Source organism: Brucella oryzae, assembly GCF_041929965.1.
GTDB lineage: Bacteria > Pseudomonadota > Alphaproteobacteria > Rhizobiales > Rhizobiaceae > Brucella > Brucella oryzae.
The window spans coordinates 41,440-61,311 of record NZ_JBHEEO010000020.1 but is presented as its reverse complement, the minus strand read 5'-3'; the positions used below and the strand labels follow the sequence as shown (position 1 = coordinate 61,311).

The following is a 19,872-nucleotide window of genomic DNA, read 5'->3' as shown; positions in this document are numbered from 1 at the left end:
ATATGTTGAAGATCGAACGTTTTACATCTCTGGCGCGAAGTTACGGATCAAATATTGATCTCTGGCCTGTAGAGGTGCAGGCCGATGCGTTGTCTCTGCTAAAAATCTCGAAAGTGGCGCGTACCGTTCTTGCGGAGGAACGCTTGATGGATGATGTGCTCGCGGCGGCGCGCAGGCATCAAGAGATTTCCCTGTGGTCGCCGGGCGAACGCAATGCCGCCCTGGTGCGCCTGAGAACGAACGTCGCTGCGCGAATAGCGCCAGCACCATCCGGGCCGATCCCGTTCGGTGCACGACTTTTTGCGCATGTTCGCGGGCTATGGCCCGATTTGAATTGGATCGGTCTTTCCTCCGGTCGCGGAATAGCAGTGGCCGCGGGACTGTTCATCGGGATGCACTCCCCGAACTTACCCGCCTCCGGTGACCTGCTTTCCACGCTTCAGGTCGCATCGATCCCAATTTTCGCGGAATGAACAGCAATATGGTTCAGAAACAGGTTGGCACAAGAAAATGGCTGCGAATTGCTCTTCCCCTATCACTCGTTTTGAACATGTTCCTCCTCGCTTTCCTGGGGGGGCAAATGCTGCGTGCGACACCGGAGGTTCCAAAAGGTGTTGACCCTCTTGCTCGCATTCTGGCTGTTGCGGAAGCGACCCTTTCTGCTTCTGACTTCAAGTCATTCCGCCAGACTCTTCTCCAAGAAGAACCGCGACATGCGCGAGCCGTAAAGAACGTTACCCAGGCGCGGCAAGAAATGCTGAAGCAGATATCTTCTGACCAATATGATCCTGTCGCAACACTGACGGCCCTCAGTGCAACGCAGTCCGCCTGGACGGAGTTTATGGACGCAATCGGCGGTCCGTTGGTGGATGCGATAGGTCAAATCTCCCCGGAAGGAAGACGCAAGGTGCTTGGCGATCAAAATGCAAAGGGAATACTGCGTGTTCCCTAACAAGGGGCGATCCGACGGGGGCTAGACCCATCCGTTATCGCGTGATCGCCTTCTTTTTAAGAAGTTAGTGAGGACTGTGTGAAGTGCTCGCTTGCGGAAGTACGGACTGTCGCGGCAGCAGACGCACATTCCAACCCGATAAATTGAATGTATGCTTGAGGATTCCCAGCCGGATCGGCAGCGGCGGCATATCTGATCCATCCTGATAAACCTCGCCAAAATGCTCTTCCAGAAACGGCCAGACGATCGTCTGCGCCAACTGGACCAGCTCGCGCTGCATGTCCCTCCCTTAATGTCGCTCACCAGAAGATCTCAGGTCTGCATAGCAGCTCCAAAAAAATGCAGCGGGAGTGTCGCATCGGGGGGCGCGCTTCGTATCAGTAGCAATTCATCCATTTGGGGAAGCTGCTTATGATCGAAAAATACCGACCTAGACCCACCGCAGCGGCGGCGCGAACAGGGGCGGCTTGCCCCCGGCGCCGATCGATCATGGAACAGGCCTATCTTTCAGAAAGTGCTGTTGCCTCGAGCGCTTGGCAGCAGGCCGGATGGCGATTGCCGTTAGCCCGATTCCACGTTGTGGCTAAGAGAAACAGTCACGGAGATCGGCGCTCTACTCAGGATTACAGGTGACGGACGATGAGAAAGAGGAGCGGTTTTATCTGTCTCACCCTGATTCTGTTCATCGGAATATTCGGCTCGGTCAGCGCAGTTGCCCACGAGCGGGCTTCTACGATCCCTTGGGAAAACGAACCCATCGAGGCCGTTTGTTTCCCAACGGATAACGAAAGGCCGGATGCCGTGTGCGTCACTCTTTATGCCGATCAGGACGGATACGAGCTGTGCGTCGCCGACATGATGGCTTCAAGGGAGAGATGCGTCAGCAATTACCCCTCTGGCGATCCGGAAGATGAAGGCCCGGAAGACAATCGTTGGAGCGTGTTCGATCTGTAAAGGTCCGAGCGCATTCCACAGGTGCTGTTGAGTGCCCAGCACACAGGATCGATCACTTCAAAAGGAGAAATGACATGAACAGAAAAATGTGGATCACGCGTCGCTATGTGCTTGGCGCATTTGCGGCAATGTTGGTGGCCGTGATGTCCAGCCCCGCGTTGGCGGCAACGAGAGGCGCGACAGTCTCCAGCGTCAACCTGAGGGCCGGCCCGGGGACATGGTATCCAGTCGTCATGACAATGCCGCCCAGTGCAGCTTTGACCATCTATGGATGTCTCGACGCGGCCTCCTGGTGCGACGTCTCGTGGGGAGGCGCGCGCGGCTGGGTTTCTTCGAACTATGTCAGTGTTTATTATCAGGGTCAGACAGTAGCTCTTTCGCCGGCGCTCATTCCGATGATCGGATTGACCGTTGTCGCCTTCAATCAGGCTTACTGGAATACCCACTATGCCGCCCAGCCCTGGTACGGAAGCTGGAGCACGTATTATCGTACCGGGCCGGCTTACGGTGGCGCCGCGCGAGGTGGCTGCGTTGGAGCTGCATGCGGTGGTTCCGCTGTTGTTCGCGGCCCTAACGGCGGCGGCGCAGCAGTACGAGGAGTATGCGGCCCGGAACGCTGCGCCGGTGGCGCAGTCGTGCGGCAACCTGGTGGCGGACTCGAGTTCCACAGGGGCGTAATGCAGCGTTAAGACGAACCTCGTTCCGGTTCGGAGACGAACACGCGCCGGCCGTTCATATCCGGATCGCTAGCTATGACGCAAGCCAGGCCGAGGCGGATCACCGCCTCGGGATTTTCGTTCAAAAGCTGAGGACCATTCTGCCGGTGAACAAAACACCTGACAGCGGGCCATGCACATGAGGTGAACCTTGGATACTCGTGCAAATAGCCAAGCCCCGATTTCCGGTCCGTCCCAAGCGCCTCGGAGGCGGTCTTCCAATATTTGGTTGCGCGGCCTGGTGGCTTGCGTAATGGCACTCGTCCTCGCCGCCTGTGCGACAACGCCGCCACCGTCTGTAGCTCTGTCTTCGTCGGCGTTTCTGCGCCCGACCTCGGACAAGACGAAACCTTATGCCTACCGTCGTCCGGATGTGAATTTCGCAGCCTATGTAAGCATCATTATCCCACCCACAGCGATCTACGCCGGGCCGGACGCACAATTCGGCAAGATGTCGGCCACCGACCGGCAGGCACTCGCCAGCTACATGCATCAGGAGTTTTCCAAGGTCCTCGGCCGACGCCTTCAACTCGTTGCACAGCCCGGACCAGGGACGTTGCGCGCCAGGCTGACGCTGACCGGTGCAGAAGCAAGCACACCGGTGCTATCCACCGTTTCGCATGTTCTTCCGGTCGGCCTCGTCGTCAATGCGGGCGCTCAGGCCACTGGCGGTCGTGGCACATTCTCCGGCTGGGTGTCCTATGCCGTCGAGATCGAGGATGCCCAGACCGGCACCCTGCTCTACGCACATGTTGCGAGCAGGAGCGCCAACGCACTCGACATCACGGCCAATTTCGGGGGGCTCGACGCGGCGAAGGCCGGGGTGCGCTCGGCGGCGGACCAACTGGATAAGGAGCTGGCCGGCGGCACCAGATAGCTGAGGACGCCAACTGTGCCAGCCGCTTCACTCAAAGCGGCTGGAAGCGTCCTGACGTCAAAACCTAACAGACGCGGTGGGCCAGAAGTTTACCGGTTCAAAGCCGCGCAGACGATTGCAGGAGATCATACTCTGACTGGTAGTTATTCAAAGAAGCACGAACGACATGGTGCCGGCAGGTATACGCATCGGAGTCGCCTTTCCACCATTCAATTCCGCATGATTGGTCTCGGTTTGATCGGCCTGTTGCTTGCCGCATGCGACGACAACGCCAAGACAACAGCCGCGCCACCGCAATCGGTCCGTGTAGTTCACGCTGCAATGATCGAGCATCAGCGCAGCACAGGTGTCACAGGCGAGATACGAGCGCGCATACAGACCGACCTCGCTTTCCGCTCTGCCGGCAAGGTCATAGAGCGGCGGGTGGATGTCGGTTCACACGTGCATGCCGGAGATGTCCTGGCACGGATCGACGACACCGAGCAGCGCGCGGACGTGGAATCCGCTGAGGCTGGTCTTCTGGCGGCGCAAGCGACACTCAATCAAAAGAACCTCGCGTTTCAGCGCTATCAGACATTGGTGGAGACACGCGCCATCGCCCAGTCGACCTACGACCAGGCGAAGGAGGAACTGGCAACGGCAGAAGGGTCGCTGGAATCCGCCAAGGCGTCCCTGGCGATCGCTCGCGATGCACTCTCTCACACCGAACTCAAAGCCAATGCCGACGGCATCATCACGGCGCGAAGCGTCGAGGTGGGCCAAGTCGTATCAGCCGCACAAGCTGCTTTCTCGCTCGCCCATGACGGTCCGCGCGATGCGGTCTTCGATGTCTTTGAAGCATTTTTCCTGGCGGGCCCACCGGGCGACGAAGCGACCGTGGCACCGGTCTCGAATCCTGGCGGCGGTATCCCTGCAAAGGTGAGAGAGGTCGCGCCGGTCATCGATACGACGACTGGAACGATCCGCGTGAAACTGGCGCTCCCCGATGATATCCAGTGGTCCCTTGGAACTCCCGTAATAGGCACTTTTCATACGCCTCCGGACACTGCAATCACACTGCCATGGAGTGCGATGGCGTCAGACGACGGGAAGCCCGCGGTGTGGATCGTGGATGCAACAACACGAACCGTCGCGCTTCGCCCCATCACTGTCGCAAGTTACCGGGCAGGCGAGTTCACTGCTGCAAAAGGGATTTCCGCACAGGAACTTGTCGTTACGGAAGGCGGCAAGTTCCTGCGCCCCGAGCAGGTCGTGAATTGGGAGGGCGACTGACATGAAGCGTCCCTCCCCGGCCATGCTGCTCTTCATTGCGACGGTCTGCGCCTCCTCCTTGTCCTATCATTCCGCTACTGCGGAAAACGCACCGCCACGACCGGTAGTCTGGATGAACGTCGCTGCCGATCGTTCCGAAGCCATGGGTTTCGCCGGTGTGGTTCAGCCGCGCGTGGAGACTGAACTCGCCTTCCGGGTTCTTGGCCGTGTCATCGCACGGCGGGTGGAGACAGGCGACGTCGTCAGGAAGGGTGACATTCTCGCGGAGATCGACCCGCTCACGCTGCAACTCACCGTGATCAGCGCCCGGGCCGATCTCAGAAATGCGAATGCCCAACTGGAGAATGCCGCGATCAACGAGCGACGCAAGCGCATGCTCACTGCTACCAATACGGCCAGCGCCGCCGATCTCGAACTGGCCGAGCAGGGCCTCAAATCGGCAGAGGCGAATGTCACGCAAGCGCAAGCCAATCTGGCAAAAGCCAACGAGCAGCTCGGCTATGCACGATTGGAGGCTGACTTCGACGGCGTGATCACCTCGACCTCCGTTGAAGTGGGCCAGACCGTTACAGCCGGACAGTCCGTCCTGAAACTTGCACGCCTCGATCAGCGCGATGTCGTCATCGACGTTCCTGAGGCGCAGGTTTCGTTTATCCGTTCGTCCACCCATATCGACGTAACGCTGCAACTCGACGACCGCTTGCGGACATCCGGGCAGGTACGCGAAATCGCTCCGCAGGCCGATGCAGACACCCGAACCTACAGGGTGAAGATCGCCCTGGACAAGGCGCCCGACGTCTTTCGCTTCGGTGCGGTCGTAACCGCCACATTCACAGACGGCGGGCAGGCTCACGACGTCGTGCTGCCCCGCTCGGCTATCGTCGAGAAGGACGGCGCCCCCGCCGTCTGGGTCATCGATCCGCATGCCCTGACCGTGTCGTCCCGCGCCGTTCTCCTGGATCATACCGGGCCGGAAGACCCGATGGTGCGGGTCGATTCAGGCTTGAATGCGAATGAGGGAGTTGTGGTTGCGGGCGTCAGCGAACTTCAGGAGGGACAAAAGATCAGGCTTGGACAGGAGTTGCACCCATGAAGAATTTCAACCTTTCGGACTGGGCGCTCGAACATCGTTCCTTCGTCTGGTATTTCATGATCGCCTTCGCGGTCGCCGGTATGTACGCTTATCTCAACCTCGGACGGGAGGAGGATCCGTCCTTTACCATCAAGACGATGGTGATCCAGGCCCAATGGCCGGGCGCTTCTGCCGAAGAGGTCACCCAGCAGGTCACCGATCGTATCGAGAAAAAGCTCCAGGAGCTCGACAGCCTCGATCGGACGCGGAGCCTCACGACCGCCGGCAAAACCACGATCTTCGTCGATCTTCTTCCGACGACCAAGGCACGCAATGTCCCGGCGACATGGCAGCGCATCCGCAACATGATCGGCGATATCCAGCAGCAGTTTCCGTCCGGCGTCGTCGGGCCGTTTTTCAACGATCAATTCGGCGATGTTTACGGAAATATCTTTGCCTTCACCACGGAAGGCTTGAACCAGAGGCAGTTGCGCGATCTCGTCGAGGATGCCCGCACCAAGGTCCTGACAGTGCCGAATGTCGGCAAGGTCGACATCATTGGCGCTCAGGACGAGGTGATCTATCTGGAGTTCTCCACCCGCAAGATCGCAGCGCTCGGCATCAATCAATCCGACATCGTCGAAACCCTGCAAAAGCAGAATGCCGTCACCCAGTCGGGCTTCGTCGACGCCGGGCCGGAGCGCATCGCGCTACGCGTCGGTGGCCGCTTCATCTCCGAAGATAGCCTCCGGGCGATCAACCTGCGCGTCAACGATCGCTTTTTTCCGCTGACGGATGTTGCAACCGTCAAACGTGGTTACGTCGATCCTCCCTCGTCGCTGTTCCGGTTCAACGGCAAGCCGGCGATCGGGCTTGCAATCGGAATGAAGGCCGGTGGCAATCTGCTTGAGTTTGGTCACGCTCTTGACGAGATGATGGAGCGCATCGTCCAGGATCTGCCGCTCGGCGTGTCCGTCGATCATGTCTCCGATCAACCAGCCGTGGTCGATGAAGCCGTTTCCGGCTTTACCAGAGCCCTGTTCGAGGCGGTCGCCATCGTGCTTGCCATCAGCTTCATCAGCCTTGGCCTGCGCGCCGGGCTGGTTGTGGCGATCTCCATCCCGCTGGTGCTCGCCATCACCTTCATGGTGATGCAATATTCCGGTATTTCCCTGCAGCGCATCTCGCTCGGTGCTCTCATCATCGCGCTCGGTCTTCTGGTCGACGACGCGATGATCGCCGTCGAAATGATGGTGGCCCGCCTGGAGGTCGGTGACACTCTGCGCAAGGCTGCGACCCATGTCTACATATCGACTGCCTTTCCGATGCTGACCGGCACGCTGGTCACCGTCGCAGGCTTCCTGCCGATCGGTTTCAACAACAGCAACGCCGGCGAATTCACCTTCACGCTATTCGTCGTACTCGCGGTTTCGCTGACCGTGTCCTGGATTGTCGCCGTCCTGTTCACCCCGCTGCTGGGCGTGACGATCCTGCCGAAGACGATGAAAAAGCACGAGGAGCACAAGAGCCGTATGGGCGCCGCCTTCTCATGGCTGCTTCAGCTCTGCCTTCGCTTTCGCTGGGTGACCATCATCGTAACAATTGCCGCGTTTGGTCTGTCCGTTGCCGGCATGTCGCTGGTTCAGCAGCAATTCTTTCCCGCGTCCGACCGTCCGGAGCTTATCGTCGACTGGAACCTGCCGCAAAACAGTTCTATGGCCGAGACGAGCCGGCAGATGGCGCAATTCGAGCGGGAAAAGCTCACCGGCAATCCCGATATCGATCACTGGTCGAGCTATGTCGGCAGGGGCGCCCCGCGCTTCATCCTGTCCTTCGACGTCCAGCCCGACGATCCCACCTTCGGCCAGATCGTCATCGTCTCGAAGGGTATTGAGGTCCGCGACCGGCTCAAGGCCGACCTGCAGGCCTATTTGCTGAAAACCTTCCCGGGCACCGACGCCTTCGTCAGGACACTGGACATCGGCCCGCCGGTGGGCAAGCCAATCCAGTATCGCATCTCCGGTCCCGACATTCAAAAGGTCCGCGACCTGGCGCAGAAGACGGCTGGTATCGTGATGTCGCACCCTTCCCTGACCGGCCTCGTCTTCGACTGGAACGAGCCGGCGCGCGTCGTGAAGGTCGACGTCCTTCAGGACAAGGCCCGGCAGCTCGGGGTCTCGTCCGAAGATATCGCGACCGCCCTCAACGGTGTCGTCCAGGGTGCGACCGTGACACAGGTCCGCGATGCCATCTATCTGATCAATGTTGTCGGACGGGCAGAAGCGAAGGAACGCGCCTCCATCGACAGCCTGCTCGACCTCCAGCTGCCAAACTCCAGCGGCAAATCCATCCCGCTCTCTTCCGTGGCCAGATTCGATTACGGCCTGGAACAACCGACGATCTGGCGGCGCAACAGAATACCAACGATCACGATCAAGGCGGGTGTTCGCGACAACCTGCAGCCTGCCACGATTGTCCGGCAGCTCGATCCGAAGATAGAAGAACTGAAGGCCTCTTTGGAACCGGGATACGATATTGCCATCGGCGGTACTGTCGAGGAGAGCGCCAAGTCCCAGGCGCCGATCATAAGCGTGGTGCCGGTCATGATTTTCGTCATGACAACGCTTCTGATGACGCAGCTTCAAAGCTTCCACAGGTTGTTCCTTGTCTTCTCGGTCGCTCCACTTGCGCTGATCGGCGTCGTTGGCGCGCTGGTCTTGAGCCAGGCGCCATTGGGTTTCGTCGCAATCCTCGGCGTGCTCGCCCTGATCGGTATCCTCATCCGGAACTCGGTGATCCTGATCGTCCAAATCGAAGACCTGCGCACAACAGGAATCCCGCCGTGGCAGGCCGTCGTCGAGGCGACGGAGCATCGGATGCGACCGATCATGCTGACGGCCGCCGCTGCGACCCTGGCGTTGATCCCCATCTCAAGAGAGGTGTTCTGGGGACCGATGGCCTACGCCATGATGGGCGGCATCGTCGTCGGAACCGTCCTGACCCTGCTGTTCCTTCCCGCTCTCTATGTGACCTGGTTCAGGATTCCCCGCGATGTCGAACACAATTGATTCCACGGCATCGCTGCGACGGCTTTCGTTACTGGATGCCGTTGCCGCCCGAAAAGCCTGCTTACGCAATTCACGCGCGTGGCGAAGGCGCATCATATTGTTTCCGCTCCTTCTTTCCATGCTCGGCGGCTGCGCTGGCCGGCCGGAAAATGTCCTTCAGCCCGTGGCTTTGACGACGAACGACACAAGCCGCGTCGACATGCTGGTCGCGACCACCCGAAAACCCGCCGCAGATCCCGGCGAGCTTTATTCCGGAGAGCGCGGAACGGCGATCTCGCTCAACAACCTCACCGTTTCCATCCCGCCGGATGATGGGCGGAAGATCGGGGAGGTCCAGTGGCCGAAGCGCGTGCCCCCCAACCCTGCGAAAGAGTTCGCCGTGCTCAAGGACGAGAAGGTGATCTCAGAGCAGCAGGCGCTCAACTGGTTTCGCAAGAACCGGAATGCAAAGCGGCAGGTGATCATCTTCGTGCATGGCTTCAACAACACCTATGCGGATGCCGTCTTTCGTTTTGCCCAGATCACTCATGACGCCGGAACCGATGCCGCTCCGATCCTGTTCACCTGGCCCTCCCGCGCCAGCGTTCTCGGCTATCTCTACGACAAGGAAAGCACGAACTATTCACGCCGTGCCCTGGAGGATTTGATCATCCAGGCTGCCCGCAGCCCTGACGTCGGCGATATCACCATCCTTGCCCATTCCATGGGAACATGGCTGACGGCCGAGGCTCTGCGCGGGATCGCGATGCGCGAAAAGACGATCCCGGCGAAGGTCCGCAACGTCGTGCTGGCGTCGCCCGATATCGATGTCGACGTCTTCCGCCGCCAACTCATAGAGATGGGACCGAAGCGGCCGCAGTTCACCATTTTTGCCTCGACACGCGACCGGGCGCTTGAGGTATCGAGATGGATCTCCGGCGGAGTCAACCGTGTCGGCGGTGTCGATACCACCGCTTATACCGGCGTGCTGAAGCAGCTTGGGATCACGGTGATCGATACCAGCACCGTGCGTTCCAAGGACGCCCTCGGCCACAACGCCTTTGCCGATAGCCCGGAAATCATCGGGCTCCTGGGGAAACGCCTGGCTGGTCAATCCCTCGAGGGCGGTCAGGTGACATTGGCCGATCACGTCGGGATGGCGGCAATCGGTACGGTCAATCTGGCCGGCTCCGCGGCGAGAACTGTCGTTGCAGCCCCGATGTCGGTGGTCAGCCCCGAAGCACGGAAGATCTTGCAACAGGAACTATCCGGGACATCAGGGGGCCTCGTCAATGGACAGATCGCTTACTGAACGTCAGCGAGGCTGTATCATTCGCTTTACTATGAAGGGAAATCGGCAATGAACACCATTCAGGCAACACCGGCGGCTGTTACTGTTGTTGGCAATAATCTTCTGTATTTAATGAAACACAATCGCGTCTGCATTTTCACTTGCCATCATCCAGCATGAATGGATATATGGTCGCCGGCAGTCATCGCATGATGACATGAAATTAACCTGTCGGTTCAGGGGGATGCTGGCCTTTCCCATGTCAGCCAAACTGCTGACGTATTTGGGGCGAGCTGAGGGCGGGAATATGCAGCAAGAAAAATTCATCACGACAGCCTCATTGGACGCCGGGGAAATCAATCTCATCCATCGCTACTGGTGCGCCGCCAACTATCTGTCGGTCGGCCAGATCTATCTTCTCGACAATCCGCTCCTGCGCGAACCGCTCCAGGCCCAGCATATCAAGCCGCGCCTGCTCGGCCACTGGGGCACGACGCCGGGGCTGAACTTCATCTATGCGCACCTGAACCGGGTGATCAAAGCCCGTGATCTCGACGTCATCTATATCTGTGGCCCCGGCCATGGCGGGCCGGGCATGGTGGCCAATACCTATCTGGAAGGCATCTATAGCGAGATCTATCCGGAGATCGCCGAAACGACCGACGGGATGCGAAAACTGTTCCGCCAGTTCTCCTTCCCGGGCGGCATTCCGAGCCATGCGGCGCCGGAGACGCCCGGATCGATCCACGAAGGCGGCGAGCTCGGTTATGCGCTGGTTCATGCCTATGGCGCGGCCTTCGACAACCCGGACCTGATCGTCGCCTGCGTGGTGGGTGACGGCGAGGCGGAAACCGGTCCGCTGGCAGCAAGCTGGCATTCCAACAAGTTCATCAATCCGGCCCGCGACGGTGCGGTTCTGCCGATCTTGCACCTGAACGGCTACAAGATCGCCAATCCGACTCTGCTTTCGCGCATCGGCGACGAGGACCTGAAGAAGCTGTTCGAGGGCTACGGCTACGAGCCGCTCTTCGTCGAAGGCCATGAGCCCGAGGTGATGCACCGGCTGATGGCCGGCGCGATGGACAGGGCGATGGAGCGTATCCGGGCGATCCAGGATAGGGCGCACGGCGGTGCCTCCCCTGCCGAACTGCCGCGCTGGCCGATGATCGTGCTGCGCAGCCCGAAAGGCTGGACCGGTCCGAAGGAAGTGGACGGCAAGAAGGTCGAAGGCTTCTGGCGCGCCCATCAAGTGCCGGTTTCCGGCTGCCGGGAAAATCCGGATCACCTGAAGATACTCGAAGACTGGATGCGGAGCTACGATCCGGAAGATCTGTTCACTGCCGATGGTGGGCTGAAGCCGGAACTGAAGGCGCTCGCGCCAGAAGGCGACCGGCGCATGGGCGCCAACCCGCATGCCAATGGCGGCCTCTTGCGCAAGGAACTGAAATGCCCGCCGCTTTCCGACTACGCGGTCGACGTGCCGGAGCCCGGCAAGACCGTGGTGCAGACGACGGAAATCCTCGGGCGTTATTTGCGCGACATCCTGACCCTCAACGACGCGGAGAAGAATTTTCGCATCTTCGGCCCGGACGAGACGGAATCGAACCGGCTGGGTGCCGTGTTCGAAGTGACCGACCGCGTCTGGATGGAGAAGATCGAACCATACGACGTACATCTGTCGCCCGACGGGCGGGTGATGGAAGTGCTGTCGGAGCATCTGTGCCAGGGATGGCTGGAGGGTTATCTGCTGACCGGGAGGCACGGCCTCTTCTCCTGCTACGAGGCCTTCATCCACATCATCGACAGCATGTTCAACCAGCATGCCAAGTGGGTGAAGGTGACTCGCGAGCTGGAATGGAGAAAGCCGATCTCGTCGCTCAACTATCTGCTCACCTCGCATGTGTGGCGGCAGGACCATAACGGCTTCTCGCATCAGGATCCCGGCTTCGTCGATCTCGTCGCCAACAAGAAGGCGGACATCGTCCGCATCTACCTGCCGCCGGATGCCAATACGCTGCTCTGGGTCGCCGACCATTGCCTGAAGACCTGGGACCGGATCAACGTGATCGTTGCCGGCAAGCAGCCGGAACCGCAATGGCTGGCTATCGAGGACGCCGCCAAGCATTGCGAGGCGGGCATCGGCATCTGGGACTGGGCGGGCAACGAGGAGGATACGGTTTCACCCGACGTGGTGATGGCCTGCGCCGGCGACGTGCCGACGATGGAAACATTGGCGGCGGTGACCATCCTGAGGGAAGCGATCCCGGACCTGAAGATTCGCGTCGTCAACGTCGTCGACCTGATGACGCTGCAGTCGAAGGACCAGCATCCGCACGGGATTTGCGACGAGGACTTCGACCGGCTGTTCACCACCGAGCGGCCGGTGATCTTCGCCTATCACGGCTATCCCTATCTCATCCACCGGCTGACCTACAAACGCACCAACCATCAGAACATCCATGTCCGAGGTTTCGTTGAGGAAGGCACGACCACGACGCCCTTCGACATGACGGTGCTGAACCAGCTCGACCGCTACCACCTCGCCATCGAGGCGATCGAGCGCGTGCCGGGGCTGAAGGAAAAGGCCGGTCATGTGGTCGAAAGCCTGCGCGGCAAGCTGCAGGAGCATTTCGCCTATGTCCGTGAACATGGCGAGGATATGCCGGAAATCAGGGACTGGGCATGGCGATCCGGTTCTTAGCTTGCGACAGTAGAACAACATCCAGTCTGTCCCCGCCCCAGAGCGTTTGTGACAGGAATTCGAGACGGTTCCCATGGTTCGTATCCTAGCCCAAGCAATTCTGTCTGCTGCAGGCGTTGTGGTGGCCCTCTTCGTTTCGAGAGACGCGGTGGGTTTTCCCGTCTACGAAATGGTCGGCGCGCTGTTGTTGATCGCAGCTTTGGCCGTCATCGTCTGGTACGGCCCGCGTGTTGTTAAAGCGCTCTTCGGCCCCCGCTCGAAAGAATGATCGAGCAGGGCAAGGAAGGTGCGCGTGATACGGAACAGCAATCCTTCCTGAAGCCATGAAATACTCGAAAACGGAAAAATTGTGAAGGTAAACGATGCGGAGTTGCAACAGGAGATAGCGTTGGAAGAGTTTCTTGAGCAAGTAAAACATACCGGGCTCTCGCTTCGGGACATGCACATCATTCTTGATGCTCTGCCAATTCCAATCTCGTGGGCGGCAATACCAGCGGGTAAGATTCAGTTCATGAATCGTGCTTTCAAGGAGACCTTCGGTTATGACGAAAGTCATTTCGAAACCGTGGGTGCGTGGATTGAACAAAGCTATCCAAAAATAGAACAGCAACTCTTAGCTCGTGAGTACTGGAACCGTCTGCGGAGAGCCGATTCCACCGGAATATCCAAAGTAGAACCATTGGAACTGGACGTGGTGTCGGCGGATGGCGGTATCGTTACCGTCAACCAGCGTGGCATCCTTCTACATGACATAGGGGTCGGGATTGCTACATTCGAGGATGTCTCCGAGCGAAAGCGGGTGGAGGAGACGCTAAGACGCATCGCCTTCGAAGACCCATTGACGAGCCTTGGTAATCGGCGGCGGTTGTCAGCAAAATGGAACAGTATCGCAACGTCTTATGAAAACGACGTGCGGCCGATGATCGCTCTTATTCTGATCGATCTCGATGAATTCAAGCCAATCAATGATCTACTGGGACATAATGCCGGTGACGAAGCGCTGTTCTTGATAGCCAACAGGCTTCGCGCATGTGTTCGCAGCGACGATGCTGTGTTCCGATTGGGTGGGGATGAGTTTGCCATTCTCGTAGAGAACATGGGATCGCCATACCAGGCAGAACAAGTCTGCCGACGTGTCGAAAGAGCGCTCAAGCAGCCCATCCAGATTGGCGGGACGAGGACTGTGCTTGGTGCAAGCGTTGGCGTGAGCCTCTATCCTGACGACGCGACTGGTCTGGCGCAACTCATGAAACATGCCGATGAGGCACTCTATCGACTTCAGCGGGCCAGCAAGGGTGGTGGGCATGGTTCTCGCCGCCGGAAGCCACGAGATATCCGAAGAGCTCACCGCAACGCAACGTGCATGACCGCGAGCGGCCGAGGAACAACCGGCCGAACAAGTCAAGTTGGCAGCATAGATGAATGGCGAAGTGAGCAGGCGAAAGCAAGGGACTGGATCCGGTCTTCAAGAGCCGAATAGTCGCTTAGCGATTACCTCTAAGACAGCATAAAAGACTGTTGGATGCCGGATCTCGCGCTTGACCTGCGATATTTACGATATGCATTGTTGGTCGCCGAACACGGAAGTTTTCGCCGTGCGGCGGATGCGGTTGGCATGTCCCAATCTACTGTAAGCCGCCGGGTCCAACTGCTTGAACGACGTCTTGGTGTACCCCTCTTTACTCGTAGTCGCACCGGAGCAAAGCTAACCGTTGCAGGAGCGCGGTTTCTGCAAAACGCCGCATTCGGTGCATCCCATTTGCATCAAGCTGTGAAGGACATGCAAACGGCGCATCACGGCGACACAGGTGAGATACGAATCGGGCTGATGACGTCCCTGGCAAGCGGATTTCTTTCAGATCTCGTAGGCGAATATCATTCCCGCTTCCGCGGTGTAGAGGTGAAAATAGAGGAATCGACGTCCGAAGTGGCAGCCGCCAATCTTCTCAGCGGCCGTATCGATGTGGCCTTTCTTCCGGGAGAGCCTCAGTTAGCCGGTTGCAAAACGGTTCAACTGTGGACCGAGCGACTTTTCCTTGCGCTGCCAAAACGGCATCCTCTTGCAACGGCAGAGAGCGTTTCCTGGGCAGATGTGCGCAACGAGACATTCCTGATCCCGGCCGGTATCGCTGGTGCGGAATTGGATCAATATCTACTGCGGCAGCTTTCCAAATCCGATTCCGAACCGAGAATATCCATTCAGGGAGTCGGACGAGACAATCTTTTGAACATGGTCGGAGAAGGGTTCGGCATTTCGCTCATATTGTCGTCAACGTCCGGCGGTGCACACAAGGAAGTCGTGTTCGTTCCCATCTTGGATGGCCTGGAAGACATTCGTTTTAGTGCTGTCTGGTCGCCAAGGAATCATAATCCAGCACTGAAGCAATTTCTGGACTTGGCCACTGGAAAAGTTCGATGGAATGCAATTGCCAATCAGACCGATAGCGCTCGGTGAGCGGTGCCGGCGGCTCCGGTACTTTAGCGCGATTCGTCAATCTTTGGTGTTTGAGACGATGCGCCGGAAAAACCCAGAACAGCGCGCTTTTGCTTTGCGAAGCCGCGATCGGTCGTAATGAATCGCTGAAGCATAGGCACGATCAGCTTGGCGGGATCTGCCGACGATTGGCCTTGTTGCTGACGGTGGAGCAGCTCCGCATAGGCAACAAGATCCCGATATAGCGGTCCGGGAAGTTCAATACTCACCTTGACGGGCTTGTCGTCGACGAGCGGCCCGAGTTTCAATTTTGTCATCGGGCTAACCTCTATAGGGCTCCATCACAAGGTCTCGGGTGACGATGATCCGCACCGGGAAACCTGGCCTGATGGTGAGCGTGGGCGCGATCTGCAACTGGCGGCGGATGATCTGCTGACCAGCATCGTTGATGGTATCTTGCGCACCATTGCGGATAGCCTGAACCAGCCGGTCTTCGTCATCCATGGCAAGCTCTGCGCCGACCGCGAGCAATGTCGAGAGGCCAGCAGCTTTCGCCAGATCCCACCAGTGGTAGTCGACGCCGTCCTCGAGACCGGCATAGCCCTGCGTGTCGGCGCCGGGCTGTCGTTCAAGGACGATGGATCGGCCATTCGGGAATATCAGCCGGTTCCAGACCAGCAGGACACGCCTCTGCCCGAAACCGACATTGTTGTCGTATTGGCCGATGATGCGGGTTCCTTGCGGTACGAGCAGGATGCGGCCGGTCGGGCTGTCGTAGATGTTCTCGGTGACCTGGGCGGTAATCTGGCCGGGGAGATCGGAGCGAATGCCGGTGATCAGCGCTCCGGAGATTACCGAACCGGCCTGCAGCACATAGGGCGACACCGGCGGCATCACGCGATCGGCCGCCACAGTGCGTCGGTCGACGGCGGCGTTGAGGAAGGCGACCTGTCGGTCCTGCGCAGTAGGAGTGCCAGCCTGATCGAGACCGGCAAGATTTGTGGTCGTATTCGCGTCAGGCGCTATTGCGCTTGCCGTCGTGCGTGTTTCCGTCTGGAAGAACACGCGGCTGGTTCGGGCGGATTCCGCTTCGGCGAGGCGGCGTTGTTCGGCCGGATCGACACCCGGCGCTGTCGGCACAACAACAGGCTGGCCACGATCCTGCGCACTGAGGATCGGACGGCCGAGATCGCCGGGCAAAGCCGGCCCCAGGATCGGGCCGGTATAGTCCCGCGGCAGGCCTGCCAGACCGTCGGCCGTGGTCCGGTTCTCGGTGGTATAGAGTTCTTCGCCACCATTGCCACGATCTCGGGTCTGAAGAGCATAGATCAACGCGCCACCGATGCCGAGCGATGCGACCAGGCCAAGGCCGAGGAGCACCCTGCGCGATAGCCGGGTTACGCGTGGTGGTTCTGCCCGCAAGCGCATGGGTGGAACAGGACCGAGGGTCTGGGTTGCATCTTCGCGATTATCGGCCTCCCTCATGACGACCGCCCTCCCTTGATTCGGGCTGTCGGCGCCTGCACGACACCGCTTGTTCGAACGATCCTCACAGTCTCCTGATGCTTGCCGCTACCCAGGCGCAATTCCGCAGCACCGAAGAGGCGATCCACGATCAGGATATTCCGATAGATACGGGTATTGGCGATCTGCACCTCTCCTTCCGAACCGATGACGAAGAGTGGCGGGAATTCCCCCTGCACGATACCGCGCGGGAATTCGACATAGACCTTGCGGCCATCGTCATAGACGGAGACGGGCCGCCACGGCGGCGTGTCTCCGGTGAGACCGTAGCGGTAGTTTCGTGCCACGACAGCCGGAATAGCCGGCGTGTCCGGAATGGACTGCTGCGAGCCCGGCACCTGCGGGTAAGACCAGGCGACCGACGGCATGTAGGGCGTTTCGCCGGATCGCAGTTCGAGCATGTAGGTGCGTCGATCGGTGGAAATCACCAGATTGGTGGTGATGTCGGGGCGCGAGGGTTTCACAAGGACATGGACGCGCCGGGTGGTGCCGCTGCCGCTCTCGGTGTCGCCGATAATCCAGCGTGTGGTGTCGCCGGCAGCGATCGGCCCGGCTCCGGTCAGGCTTTCGCCGGGTTCAAGCGTGATGTCGGTGATCTGGCCGGGTGCGGCATAGACCTGATAGAGGGCGCCTTCGCTCCAGGGATAGATCTGGATTGCATTGTAGTAACCATCCCGGCGTGGCTCGACGCGGGCCGCCGCATTGGCATTCTGAACCCGGCCGGTCGGCGTGGTTGCGGTGGCACCCCCACGCGCCGGCGTCCAGCCCGGCGGAATGTGCAGCGGCTTCGGGCGCTCATCCCTCAGCACGGTGGGAACGACCGGCAATGCCGGCACATCGGAATCGTAGCGGATCTGCGGCGGCTTCTGCGGCGTGGCGCATCCGGCCAGCGCAGCGGTGGAAAGGAGCACGGCGACAATGGCGGGTTTGCGGAAAGAAGGGGTTCCGATTGTACGGATCGGCGACTTCTTCATTCGCCCATCTCCCGCGACCACGATATTGCATTGACATAGATGCCGAGGGGATTGGCCTTGAGTCGATCAGCATCGCGGGGCGTCTGGATCACTATGGTCAGGATCGCGGTCCAGCGCTCGGTGGTGGAAAGCTGTCCGTTCTCGTATCGGCGCTCGATCCAGGCGACGCGGAAGCTGTCGGGAGATGCGCGAATGACGCTGGAAACCTCGACGGCAACCTGCTGCTTGCCGACCTTGGTGAACGGGTCATTGCTGCGCGCATAGTCGTTCAGCGCCGTCGCGCCCCGATCCGTCGTCCAGTCATAGGCGCGGAGCCAGTTCTGGCGCACGATGATGGGATCGGCGGGAATGCTCCTGACCTGTTCGATGAAACGCGCCAGATGCCACGCGACCTGCGGATCTGTTGGACGATAGTCGGCCGTGGCGGCGGCGACGGTCTGTGCCTGACCGAGCTTGTCGACCTGCACGACCCAGGGCACGACGGTCCCTCGCGTGGACTGCCAGACGAGTGCTGCGGCAAAGCCTGCCGACAGGATCAGGCTTCCAAAGGCCATGAACCTCCAGTTCTTCGCCTGCACGCGGGCCGAGCCGATGCGCTCATCCCAGACCTGTGCGGCCTTCTGATAGGGTGTCTCGGGTTGCGGCGTCTTGCCGTAGTGGGTTGCCGGTCGTTTGAACAAGCTCATGAGCGGTCACTTTCGGAGAGATTAACAGAAGAGCCGCCGCCATGACTGTCGCCGGAACGAACGGCATGGGCGGCCGCGGAAACGCCGTGGCTGACGTGCTGGCTGCGTTTCATGCGCCTGGCCCAATCGGGGGCGCCATTGCCCGAAGCTACGGGGGTGGCGGCAAAGGAATCATCATTGGCGGCTTCGGCACCGCCGACCGTGCCGAGGGTGGAAAAGCCGCCGGTGGCGCTGAAGCCGCCTTTCACGCCTCCGGAGAAATCCGATTTAACGCTTTCGGACGCACGACCGATCGCGCGCTTCAGAGGCGAGACGGTGGCGGAGCCTGCTCCTCGCGCGACACCGCCGAGACCGGACGCCACACCGGCAGCGCCGGTCTGCCCCATCGATCCGAGATTGTAGGCGGTCGAGGCGGCACCTGCCGCCGCTGCGCCACCACGAACGGCAGCAGCGCCGCCGGACAGTGCCGCAGCCCCACCGCGCAAGGCCAGGCCAGCCGCACCGCCTGCGGCAAGTGCAGCACCTCCGACGGCGAGGCCGGTGCCAACGGCAGCACCAGCACCAAGTTGCGGGCCTCCGGAAACCAGACCGTTGGCAATGCCCGGTCCGAAGATGCCGAGGCCGAGCAGGGAAAGTGCTGCGAGCACGATCGCCATCGCGTCGTCGATCGTCGGCGTGACCCCGCCGAAGCCGGAGGTGAACTCGCTGAACAGCGTCGAGCCGATGCCGATGATGACAGCGAGCACCAGCACCTTGATGCCGGAAGAGACGACACTGCCGAGGACCCTTTCGGCCATGAAGGCCGTCTTCCCGAACAATCCGAACGGGATGAGGACAAATCCGGCGAGAACGGTCAGCTTGAATTCGATCAGCGTGACGAACAACTGGATCGCCAAAATAAAGAAAGCCAAGAGGACGAGCGCCCAGGCGAACAGCAGGCATGCGATCTGGATGAAATTCTCGAAGAACGCGACCCAGCCCATGAGGTCGGAAATGGATTCCAGGAGCGGCCGGGCCGCGTCGAGACCGACTTGCGCCACCCGGCCGGGACGAAGGAGGTCCGCCGTCGAAAAGCCGGTGCCGGAGCCTTTGAGGCCGAGGCCGGCGAAGCTCTCGAAGATGATCCTCGCCAGATTGTTCCAATTGTCGATGATGTAGGCGAAAGCCCCGACGAACAGGGTCTTCTTCACCAGTCGAGCGATGATGTCGTCGTCGGCGCCCCAGCTCCAGAACAGGGCGGCGAGCGTCACGTCGATGACGATCAGCGTGGTGGCGATGAAGGCGACCTCGCCGCCGAGAAGACCGAACCCGCTGTCGATATAAGAGGTGAAGACCCCGAGGAAATTGTCGATGACGCCGCTGCCGCCCATGG

At 59.9% G+C, this 19,872-nt stretch carries 18 protein-coding genes and 1 pseudogene; 13 read left to right on the top strand and 6 right to left on the bottom strand.

All coding sequences use genetic code 11. The features are described from left to right. The first annotated feature begins 2 nt into the window (after positions 1–2). Positions 3–473 carry a hypothetical protein gene (locus tag JNC70_RS17950; RefSeq protein ID WP_374788784.1) on the top strand — a complete coding sequence of 157 codons (471 nt, stop codon included), beginning with the start codon at positions 3–5 and terminating at the stop codon, positions 471–473. Positions 474–481: 8 nt separating this feature from the next. Continuing rightward, entirely contained in the window at positions 482–952 is a 471-nt protein-coding gene (locus JNC70_RS17945) for a periplasmic heavy metal sensor (RefSeq protein WP_374788783.1), read from the top strand. 136 nt (positions 953–1,088) lie between these two features. On the opposite strand, the pseudogene JNC70_RS17940 reads toward JNC70_RS17945, so the two are convergent. Beyond that, a pseudogene (locus tag JNC70_RS17940) lies at positions 1,089–1,235 on the bottom strand (IS5/IS1182 family transposase); the annotation flags it as partial. Positions 1,236–1,591: 356 nt separating this feature from the next. Between JNC70_RS17940 and JNC70_RS17935 the strand changes: the two are divergent. From JNC70_RS17935 to JNC70_RS17885, 11 genes are all read left to right on the top strand, one after another. Further along, a complete protein-coding gene (locus JNC70_RS17935; RefSeq protein WP_235824439.1) occupies positions 1,592–1,906 on the top strand; it encodes a hypothetical protein in 315 nt (104 codons plus the stop codon). A gap of 74 nt (positions 1,907–1,980) precedes the next feature. Then, positions 1,981–2,595 (top strand): SH3 domain-containing protein, encoded by a 615-nt coding sequence (locus JNC70_RS17930; protein WP_097143278.1) that lies wholly within the window; start codon positions 1,981–1,983, stop codon positions 2,593–2,595. A 280-nt stretch (positions 2,596–2,875) separates the two neighbouring features. Further along, the gene (locus JNC70_RS17925; RefSeq protein WP_235824440.1) at positions 2,876–3,499 is read left to right on the top strand and encodes a DUF3313 domain-containing protein; all 624 of its coding nucleotides are present in this window, start codon (positions 2,876–2,878) and stop codon (positions 3,497–3,499) included. 219 nt (positions 3,500–3,718) lie between these two features. Beyond that, the gene (locus JNC70_RS17920) at positions 3,719–4,771 is read left to right on the top strand and encodes an efflux RND transporter periplasmic adaptor subunit (protein ID WP_097143279.1); all 1,053 of its coding nucleotides are present in this window, start codon (positions 3,719–3,721) and stop codon (positions 4,769–4,771) included. Position 4,772: 1 nt separating this feature from the next. Beyond that, positions 4,773–5,864, top strand: coding sequence for an efflux RND transporter periplasmic adaptor subunit (locus tag JNC70_RS17915; protein ID WP_235824441.1), 1,092 nt, complete (start codon positions 4,773–4,775; stop codon positions 5,862–5,864). Beyond that, the gene (locus JNC70_RS17910; RefSeq protein WP_097143280.1) at positions 5,861–8,911 is read left to right on the top strand and encodes an efflux RND transporter permease subunit; all 3,051 of its coding nucleotides are present in this window, start codon (positions 5,861–5,863) and stop codon (positions 8,909–8,911) included. The genes JNC70_RS17915 and JNC70_RS17910 overlap by 4 nt, the downstream gene beginning before the upstream one ends. A gap of 118 nt (positions 8,912–9,029) precedes the next feature. Continuing rightward, entirely contained in the window at positions 9,030–10,202 is a 1,173-nt protein-coding gene (locus JNC70_RS17905) for an alpha/beta hydrolase (protein WP_097143296.1), read from the top strand. Between the two features lie 286 nt (positions 10,203–10,488). Then, positions 10,489–12,882, top strand: coding sequence for a phosphoketolase family protein (locus JNC70_RS17900; protein WP_374788790.1), 2,394 nt, complete (start codon positions 10,489–10,491; stop codon positions 12,880–12,882). A gap of 73 nt (positions 12,883–12,955) precedes the next feature. Then, positions 12,956–13,150 carry a hypothetical protein gene (locus JNC70_RS17895; protein ID WP_097143282.1) on the top strand — a complete coding sequence of 65 codons (195 nt, stop codon included), beginning with the start codon at positions 12,956–12,958 and terminating at the stop codon, positions 13,148–13,150. 81 nt (positions 13,151–13,231) lie between these two features. After that, positions 13,232–14,362 (top strand): diguanylate cyclase domain-containing protein, encoded by a 1,131-nt coding sequence (locus JNC70_RS17890; protein WP_374788782.1) that lies wholly within the window; start codon positions 13,232–13,234, stop codon positions 14,360–14,362. A 42-nt stretch (positions 14,363–14,404) separates the two neighbouring features. After that, positions 14,405–15,337 carry a LysR family transcriptional regulator gene (locus JNC70_RS17885; RefSeq protein WP_374788781.1) on the top strand — a complete coding sequence of 311 codons (933 nt, stop codon included), beginning with the start codon at positions 14,405–14,407 and terminating at the stop codon, positions 15,335–15,337. Positions 15,338–15,360: 23 nt separating this feature from the next. Here JNC70_RS17885 and JNC70_RS17880 read toward each other — a convergent pair whose 3' ends face one another. Genes JNC70_RS17880 through trbL form a run of 5 tightly spaced genes read right to left on the bottom strand, consistent with a single transcriptional unit; the run spans position 15,361 to position 19,870 of the window. Beyond that, positions 15,361–15,633, bottom strand: coding sequence for a DUF2274 domain-containing protein (locus JNC70_RS17880; protein WP_164056810.1), 273 nt, complete (start codon positions 15,631–15,633; stop codon positions 15,361–15,363). Positions 15,634–15,637: 4 nt separating this feature from the next. Next, positions 15,638–16,801, bottom strand: coding sequence for a TraB/TrbI/VirB10 family type IV secretion system protein (locus JNC70_RS17875; RefSeq protein ID WP_374788780.1), 1,164 nt, complete (start codon positions 16,799–16,801; stop codon positions 15,638–15,640). Next, positions 16,798–17,814 (bottom strand): P-type conjugative transfer protein TrbG, encoded by a 1,017-nt coding sequence (trbG, locus tag JNC70_RS17870; protein WP_374788779.1) that lies wholly within the window; start codon positions 17,812–17,814, stop codon positions 16,798–16,800. Before trbG ends, JNC70_RS17875 begins: the two co-directional genes overlap by 4 nt. After that, positions 17,811–18,500 (bottom strand): conjugal transfer protein TrbF, encoded by a 690-nt coding sequence (gene trbF / locus JNC70_RS17865; protein WP_125301497.1) that lies wholly within the window; start codon positions 18,498–18,500, stop codon positions 17,811–17,813. Before trbF ends, trbG begins: the two co-directional genes overlap by 4 nt. Further along, positions 18,497–19,870 (bottom strand): P-type conjugative transfer protein TrbL, encoded by a 1,374-nt coding sequence (gene trbL / locus JNC70_RS17860; protein WP_374788778.1) that lies wholly within the window; start codon positions 19,868–19,870, stop codon positions 18,497–18,499. The genes trbF and trbL overlap by 4 nt, the downstream gene beginning before the upstream one ends. Positions 19,871–19,872: the final 2 nt, after the last annotated feature.